5 protein-coding genes and 2 pseudogenes are annotated in these 6,191 nt (G+C 66.2%); 3 read left to right on the top strand and 4 right to left on the bottom strand.

Annotated features, from left to right (window positions below; genetic code table 11):
• Nucleotides 1-218: pseudogene (locus QK287_RS18130) on the top strand (heavy metal translocating P-type ATPase); the annotation flags it as partial.
• A 247-nt stretch (nt 219-465) separates the two neighbouring features.
• Here the strand turns inward: QK287_RS18130 and QK287_RS18125 are convergent.
• The gene (locus QK287_RS18125) at nt 466-825 is read right to left on the bottom strand and encodes a metalloregulator ArsR/SmtB family transcription factor (RefSeq protein WP_226774279.1); all 360 of its coding nucleotides are present in this window, start codon (nt 823-825) and stop codon (nt 466-468) included.
• Nucleotides 826-829: 4 nt separating this feature from the next.
• Nucleotides 830-2,059: an MFS transporter gene (locus tag QK287_RS18120; RefSeq protein ID WP_226774280.1), complete on the bottom strand. Its 1,230-nt coding sequence runs from the start codon at nt 2,057-2,059 to the stop codon at nt 830-832.
• A gap of 118 nt (nt 2,060-2,177) precedes the next feature.
• Between QK287_RS18120 and QK287_RS18115 the strand changes: the two genes are divergently transcribed.
• Both QK287_RS18115 and QK287_RS18110 read left to right on the top strand, forming a co-directional pair.
• Nucleotides 2,178-2,504 (top strand): metalloregulator ArsR/SmtB family transcription factor, encoded by a 327-nt coding sequence (locus QK287_RS18115; RefSeq protein WP_226774281.1) that lies wholly within the window; start codon nt 2,178-2,180, stop codon nt 2,502-2,504.
• On the top strand, nt 2,501-3,220 hold the full coding sequence (locus QK287_RS18110) for a cation transporter (RefSeq protein ID WP_282361094.1): 720 nt from the start codon (nt 2,501-2,503) through the stop codon (nt 3,218-3,220). Before QK287_RS18115 ends, QK287_RS18110 begins: the two co-directional genes overlap by 4 nt.
• A gap of 79 nt (nt 3,221-3,299) precedes the next feature.
• Here the strand turns inward: QK287_RS18110 and QK287_RS18105 are convergent, their stop codons facing one another.
• Both QK287_RS18105 and QK287_RS18100 read right to left on the bottom strand, forming a co-directional pair.
• On the bottom strand, nt 3,300-4,601 hold the full coding sequence (locus tag QK287_RS18105) for an EAL domain-containing protein (RefSeq protein WP_282361093.1): 1,302 nt from the start codon (nt 4,599-4,601) through the stop codon (nt 3,300-3,302).
• A 56-nt stretch (nt 4,602-4,657) separates the two neighbouring features.
• Nucleotides 4,658-5,368: pseudogene (locus tag QK287_RS18100) on the bottom strand (PAS domain-containing protein); the annotation flags it as partial.
• Nucleotides 5,369-6,191 lie beyond the last annotated feature (823 nt).

The following is a 6,191-nucleotide window of genomic DNA, read 5'->3' as shown; positions in this document are numbered from 1 at the left end:
TCTCACGGGCAAGCTACCGGAAAATGTGGCAGAACCTCATCTGGGCCACCGGCTATAACATCATCTCCGTCCCGCTCGCCGCCGGCGTATTCGCCTTCGCCGGAGTCGTCCTCTCCCCTGCCACGGGAGCCGTACTGATGTCCATCTCCACAGTGGTCGTAGCCCTGAACGCGCAGCTGCTGCGCCGGCTAAAACTCAACCCCGCCCAAGTCCGTTGACCCCGGCAGCGGCCAGTGTGCACTGGAGCACATCCGGTCCGTCAGATAAGCACAAGGGTGCATCGGCCATGGGTGTGGAACAAGCGCGCTGACTACACCCGTTACCTTGTGGACCCGGCACGGCCAAGAGAACCAGCAGTACGGCATAGATCAGGACGACACCAGCTGCGGCCGCGACCGCCGCATCCCAAAAGTTCATGCCCTGGCTTCGTCCGGGGTTTGCCGCACTTCGCGTCTGGCCCGCAGCTCAGTCATGGACGGATTCACCGGTGACTTTGTGGTCGGCGTGGTTCAGGCCTTCCATCACGAGACGGGCCAGGTGTCCGCCGGCGATGCTGTAGATAATGTGGCGGCTGTCCTTGCGGGTGGTGACCAGACCGCTGAAGCGCAGTTTGGCCAGGTGCTGGCTCACCGAGGTCCGGGACGCCCCGGTGCGTTCCACCAGGAAGCCGACGTCCGAGGGTTCCTGGGCCAGGAGCCAAAGAATATGCAGCCGGGTGGGGTCAGAGAGCATCCGAAAGGTAGCGGTGGCCGCGTCCAGGCGGAGAGCGTCGGGGGCGTCCGGGTGTTGGAGGCTGGCGGCGGGGGCGCCTGTAATGTTGTCCACCGGCTCAGCCTTTCGTCGTCTCCGGCACTGGACCGGTCCTGAACGCCGCGGGCCAGAACTTGAAGGCCGCTGCCGTGCTGATGGCAGCCACCGCTGCCAGTACGGCGGCGGCCGCTGGCTGTCCCGCGACGGCGCCGACCCAGCCGGCCACGGGGTAGGTGATGATAAAGCAGGCATGGGAGAGGGAGAACTGGGCCGTGAAGATATACGACCGGGTTCTGTCCGTCGCGGCGCGGCGCAGCAGACGGGCAGAGGGTGTGTTGATCATCGAGGTCCCGGCGCCGAGCAGGGCCCACAGTCCCAGCAAGACCGGCCACGTTCCCGGTACGGCCAGCAGCGCGAACGCCCCGGCGAGTCCGAACGAGACCAGCACCGCTCCGGCCCGCATAAAGGCCCGGTCCGGTAACCTGTCCAGGATCGCCGGTGCCGTCAGCGCCACGGCCATGGAACCGGCGCCGTAGCAGGCAAGGGCGATGGCGACGTCGGTGTTGGAGCCGCCGAACAGGTCCCGGGCGTAGACGACGGTGTTCACCAGCACCAGGGCGGTCGCGGCCGCGACGGCCAGGTTCAGCGCCATCAGTCCCCGCAGCTCCGGAGTCTTCGCAAAGATCCGGGCGCCAAGGGTGGTCCGGTGCCAGAGGGTTCCTTCCTGCCGCACCGCCGGTGCGACCGGAAGGCGCGTTGTGACCACCAGGGCCGCCGAGAACAAGAACCCGGCCACGGTCCCCAGGAAGAGCTCATGAAAAGAGACCACTGTCAGCAGGGCCGCCGCAAGCGCCGGGCTGAGCAGGGACTCCAGGTCATAGGCAAGCCTGGAAAGCGAGAGCGCCCGGGTGTAGTGGCGTTCCTCGGGAAGTACCACCGGGATCAGCGACTGGAACGCCGGGGTGAACGTTGCCGAGGCGCTCTGCAGCACAAAGACCAAGACGTAGATCTGCCATGCCTGGTCCACCATCGGCAGCATCAGGGCAATGCCTGCCCGGATCAGGTCCGCGCCGACGAGCACCGCTTTTTTAGGCAGTCGCTCGACCAACGCCGCCATCACCGGGGCCACGAAAACATAGGCGAGCATCTTGATGGTCAGCGCAGTACCCAGCACCGCCCCGGCCTGGCCGCCGGCGAGGTCAAACGCCAGCAGACCCAGCGCCACGGTCAACAGGCCCGTGCCCAGCAGGGCGACGATCTGGGCCGAAAAGAGCTTCCGATAGGCCGGAACGGCCAGGACTTGAAGCAACGCGGCTCCTCACGGTAATGGCGAACAATCAACAAGTGCTTACATGTGCACATATTAGCCTAGCCCATAAGAACAATACAGAATTGTATGAATACATCCCCGCGTGTACTTTAGAGTTATGGAATCCCTTACCCGCGCTCCAGTGCTGGCACGGTTCGGCTACGCTGTCTCCGACCCGACCCGGGCCCGGATCCTGCTGGCGCTGGCCGAGGCGCCAGCCTATCCCTCCGACCTGGCCGATTCCCTCGGCGTCTCACGGCAGAGCATGTCCAACCATCTGACGTGCCTGCGCGGCTGCGGACTGGTGGTGGCCGTCCCCGACGGCCGCCGGAGCCGGTACGAGCTCGCCGACGAGCGGTTGGGCCACGCCATCGGCGACCTGCTCGGCGTCGTCCTGGCCGTGGACCCGGCCTGCTGCGCCCCCGACGGGACGTGCCTGGCATGACGGCCCTCTCGCTGGGACCGAACCCCGTCCGCCGGGCAGTGCTAAGCCGGCGCATCCGGCTGTTCGCTGCCGCCACCATCAGCTACAACGTCATCGAAGCGGTCATCGCCCTCTGGGCCGGCGGCGTCGCGGAGTCCTCGGCCCTGATCGGCTTCGGCCTGGATTCCGTAATCGAAGTGGCATCCGCCGTCGCCCTGTCCTGGCAGTTTGCCGCCCGGGATCCGGAACGGCGGGAGCACCTGACCCTGCGGCTCATCGCGATCTCCTTTTTCGCCCTCGCAGCCTTCGTCACCGTCGATTCTGTCAGCTCGCTGGCCGGCGGCGGCGAAGCGCGGCACTCCACGCCCGGCATCATCATCGCCGCCCTCAGCCTGGCCATCATGCCAATGTTGTCCTGGCTGCAGCGCCGCGCCGGACGGGAACTCGGCTCCCGGTCTGCGGTGGCGGACTCCAAACAAACCCTCCTGTGCACCTACCTCTCTGCCGTCCTGCTGCTCGGGCTGGTGTTGAACAGCACCCTGGGCTGGTGGTGGGCCGACGCCGGCGCCGCACTTCTGATCGCCGTGATCGCCGTCCGCGAAGGCCTCAACGCCTGGCGGGGCGACGTCTGCTGCACCGTGCCCGGCGGCACGGCTGACCTATCGACGGTGGCGGTAAAGACCACCGGGGTGGACGAATCGTCCGCCTGCTGCGGTCGCTGTGATTCCTCGCCCTGATCGACGGCTGCGGCCCCGGGTCCGGGTTTGGGCTTCACACTGTCCACAGGGCGAGCCGGATTCACCGTTTATTCCACGGTCACCAGGCGCGGGCTGCCGGAGCCGGGAAACCCTCCAAATGCACGACCGGTGACACGTCGGGGGACGGCCTCGAGAAAAGGTAGCCCTGCCCGAATCGGCAACCCATCTTCAACAGAAGGTCCAGTTGCCCGGTCGTTTCGATGCCCTCGGCGACGACCTCCAGCTTCAACGAATCCGCCAACCGAATGACGCCCTCCACAACCGCCCGGTCGTGTGCGGACGTTTCGATATCGCGTACGAACGTTAAGTCCACCTTCAGCAGGTCGATGTCGAAGGCCCGAAGGTGGGAGAGGGACGAATAGCCCGTGCCGAAGTCGTCGATGGCAAGTCGCACACCGATGTCGCGGAGTTCGTGGAACATCTTGGCCGCGGAGCCGATCGCTTCGATCATCGCACTCTCGGTGAGCTCCAGCCAGAGTCGTTCCGGCGGCAACCCCGAGCTGCTGAGGGCTTGCTTGACCACGGCGCCGAAGTCGTCCCGCGCGAACTGACATGAAGACACGTTGACGCTGACGGCCATGGCGCCGTCCAGCGCCGCGGCGGCCCGGCACGCCTGGTTCAGGACCGTGCTTCCGATCTGCTTGATCAGGCCTGTCTCTTCGGCGATAGCGATGAAGTCACCCGGCAGCACGAGCCCGCGCTCGGGTCGGCGCCAGCGAGCCAGTGCTTCTGTGGCCACGACCGTTTGGTTCCGCAGATCCACTATCGGCTGGTACCAGGTCTCGATCTGGCCCAGGTCCACCGCGCTGCGCAGGGACATTTGGGTGTCCAGCGTTTGTGCGACCCGGCCGCGCAGCTCGTCGTCGAAAACTTCGTATCGCGCGCGCCCGTGGTCCTTCGCCAAGTACATGGCCTGGTCCGCGTTACGCAGAAGCGATTCAGGGTCATCGTCGCCGACGCCGAAGGCGATGCCGATGCTGGCATCCACGGATGCGATGTGCTCGCCGATCAGGATCGGCAGGGCGATGGATTTCTGGAGCTCATCCGCGAGCCGGGCGACGTCTTGCCGGCTGTCGACATCGGGGCAGACGACGACGAATTCGTCGCCGCCGAGGCGAGCCACCGTGTCCGACGCCCGAGTGCCGCGGCGCAGCCTGTCGGCGACTTCGGTCAGGACCAAGTCGCCGGAGCGGTGCCCGAGGCTGTCATTAACGACCTTGAACCGGTCCAGGTCAATGAACAACACGGCGACACCCTTACCGTGGCGTCCCGCCTGGAGGAACGCCTGGGCAAGCCGGTCCAGCAGCAGCAGCCGGTTGGGCAGGTTCGTGAGCGGATCGTGAAAAGCGAGGTGCTCCACGCGGGCCTCTGCCAGCCGGCGGGCAGTGATGTCCTCCAGTTGCTACAGGAGACCCCCACGTGTTTGCCTTCGTGGATTTCAGCGACGCTGACCTTCACCCACGTCTCCTCGGCATCGCTGCGCCGCATCCGTCGATCCATACGCTGCCGGGAGCCCTCCAGCAGCCCGGCCGGCAGGGCATCCTGGCCGACTGTTTCGAGCGGCATAAACACCGCCTCAATGGACTCATCCAGCACACCTGTCGACCGGCCGGTCAGATCGAAGAGGCGCCGATTGGCCTCCAGCACCCGGCCATCGAGCGACACGATGGCGGTTCCGAGAGGGGACCAGGCAAAGGCCGCCTCGAACCGTGCCCGGGCGGCCGTCGCCGACTCCTCCGCGGCCCGCAGGGCAGTCACGTCCGTGATGCTGGCCAGGTGTCCGGTCACGGTTCCCTCATCGCGGATCGGCGTGGTGGTGACCTGCACCGAGTTGACCTGCCCGTCCGGCATGCGAAAACGAATCGTGCTCGAATAGGAGGTGCCGGCGGAGACGCATTCTCCCCATTCGGCCAGCACCCGTTCGACGTCGTCGGGGTGCAGCGCGGAGGACCAGCCGCTGCCCAGGGACTGGACCAGGGTCAGCCCGCTCATATTGAGCCACTGGTCGTTAGCGGAGAGAAGCCCTCCCCCGGCGTCGAGCTGCACGATGCCGACCGGTGCAAGCCGGACGAGCGCCTGGAGCGCGTCCGCTGTCTCTGCCAGTTCCCCGGTCCGAGCCACAACCATGGTCTCGAGCATGTGCTTTGTCTCGGCAAGCCTCCTCAGCGCGGCCTCACGTTGCCCATCGAGTTCGCGAAGCCTTAGCGCCGCCAGCCAGGTGAACGCGCAGCCGAGGAACGTCATGCTCAAGACGAGCATCGCGACGGCGAAAGGGGTGTCGAACCAGCCCATACGCTGCGCCGTCAGGCACATCCAGCCGAGGGCGAACGGACCACCGATGAAGAACGGTATCGCCGGGCGAAGCAGCTTTCCTGCGCTGCCTGCGTCCCGCGACAGTCCGGCCAAACCAGTGGAAGGGTGCTGAAGCAGTATCGCCGCCGACAGCACTGCAATCCCGAGGGCCGTGGGCAGGGCCATGCTTGTGTACCCAGCAACGGTGTAAAGAGAGGAAACGCCATAGATATAGCCGAGGATCGCGATATGACTGATGCCCATGGCTGCGAGGGCCAGCGCGCTTCGGACAAGTCTGCCGGAAAGGACGGAGCCGCCCAACACCAACAGCGAGAAGGCCGTGGACGGCGCCATCCGCGGCAGGCTCCCGCGCCACTCGATTCCCGGCAGCAAGGTATCGATCCCAAGCGAGGGTTCGCGGAGAAGTTACGTCGAGCGGTGCGGGCGTGTCGTGATCAGCCGGGGCGCTGAGCGCACGGTGTACTTCCACGTGGTGTCGACCGGGCCACGGATGTCGCCTTCCTGCGCCCCCCGCCACGGATGGAGCCGTGAGCGCTGTGGCGGGGAAGCAGAAGAGCTAGTGGCTTTTGCCGAGGGTGGAGTGTCAGGCGCTGGCTGCGCTCCGGTTGATCTCGCCGTTTACCCCCTTGGGGAAGAA

Origin of the sequence: Arthrobacter sp. AL05, from assembly GCF_029960715.1 — a bacterium.
GTDB lineage: Bacteria > Actinomycetota > Actinomycetes > Actinomycetales > Micrococcaceae > Arthrobacter.
This window is presented reverse-complemented; position numbering and strand designations above follow the sequence as displayed.

What these genes read in the sequence shown, in the direction of transcription:
- QK287_RS18110 (WP_282361094.1), top strand. Translation starts at nt 2,501, where the DNA reads ATGACGGCCCTCTCGCTGGGACCGAACCCCGTCCGCCGGGCAGTGCTA.
- QK287_RS18115 (WP_226774281.1), top strand. Translation starts at nt 2,178, where the DNA reads ATGGAATCCCTTACCCGCGCTCCAGTGCTGGCACGGTTCGGCTACGCT.